General features: G+C 63.4%; 1 protein-coding gene. It reads left to right on the top strand.

The genetic code is table 11. From position 1 onward, the window contains the following. The first annotated feature begins 43 nt into the window (after window positions 1-43). The gene (locus PU724_RS33790; protein WP_426213832.1) at window positions 44-973 is read left to right on the top strand and encodes an IS110 family RNA-guided transposase; all 930 of its coding nucleotides are present in this window, start codon (window positions 44-46) and stop codon (window positions 971-973) included. Window positions 974-998: the final 25 nt, after the last annotated feature.

Genomic DNA, 998 nt, shown 5'->3' with positions numbered 1-998 from the left:
CCTGGGCCGCAAGCGAAGCCCGATTAGGCAAGGATGGGATAGGATGGAAATCGTTGTTGGCATCGACGTTTCGAAGGATCGGCTGGATGTGCATGTTTTGCCGTCCGGTGAAGCGTTTTCGGTTGGTAACGACCACGCCGGGATGGAGGATCTGGCTCGACGTCTTGCAGCCTTTTCTCCGACGGCAATCGGATTGGAGGCTACGGGAGGCTACGAGCAGCTGGCGGTCGCCACTTTGGCGAGCGCCGGCCTTTCGGTTGTCGTGGTCAATCCAGCGCAGGTCCGGGCCTTTGCCAATGCGCTCGGCAAGCGGGCCAAGACCGATCCGATCGACGCTGCCGTCATCGCAGCCTTCATAGCTGCGACCAAGCCGGAACTGCGGCCGCTGCGCGATGCCGAGACCAGGACGTTGGCCGATCTCGTCACGCGCCGGCGTCAGATCGTGCAGATGATCGTGGCCGAAGAGAACCGCGCCCGCACGGTCAACGCAAGACAGGCGCAAAAGAGCATCAAGCGCCTGCTCGCCGCGCTCAGGCGTGAGTTGGAAAGCCTCGATGCCGACCTGGACGATCATATCCGCAAGTCGCCGCTCTGGCGGGTCCGGGAAAAACTGCTGTCCTCCGTACCAGGCATCGGTCCCACCGTTGCCCGCACCATGATCGCCGAGATGCCGGAGTTGGGCAGCCTCGGCCGGCGCCAGATCGCAGCGCTCGCAGGTCTCGCACCATGGACGAGGCAGTCTGGCAGATGGCGTGGCAAGAGCTTCATCGGCGGCGGCAGGAGCCGCGTGCGCGCCGTCCTCTTCATGGCTGCCCTCGTCGCCATACGCCACAATCCGGTCCTCAAGGCCTTTCGCGACCGCCTCGTCGAGGTCGGCAAGCCGAAGATCGTCGCCGTCGTGGCCGTCATGCGAAAGCTGCTGACCATTCTCAACGCCATCATCCGCGACCAAAAACCATGGCAAACAGCTTGACAGCCAAGACAGTCGCTCTCCCCGT

The sequence above is a fragment of the Mesorhizobium abyssinicae genome (assembly GCF_049887195.1).
GTDB classification, from domain to species: domain Bacteria; phylum Pseudomonadota; class Alphaproteobacteria; order Rhizobiales; family Rhizobiaceae; genus Mesorhizobium; species Mesorhizobium abyssinicae.
This window is presented reverse-complemented; position numbering and strand designations above follow the sequence as displayed.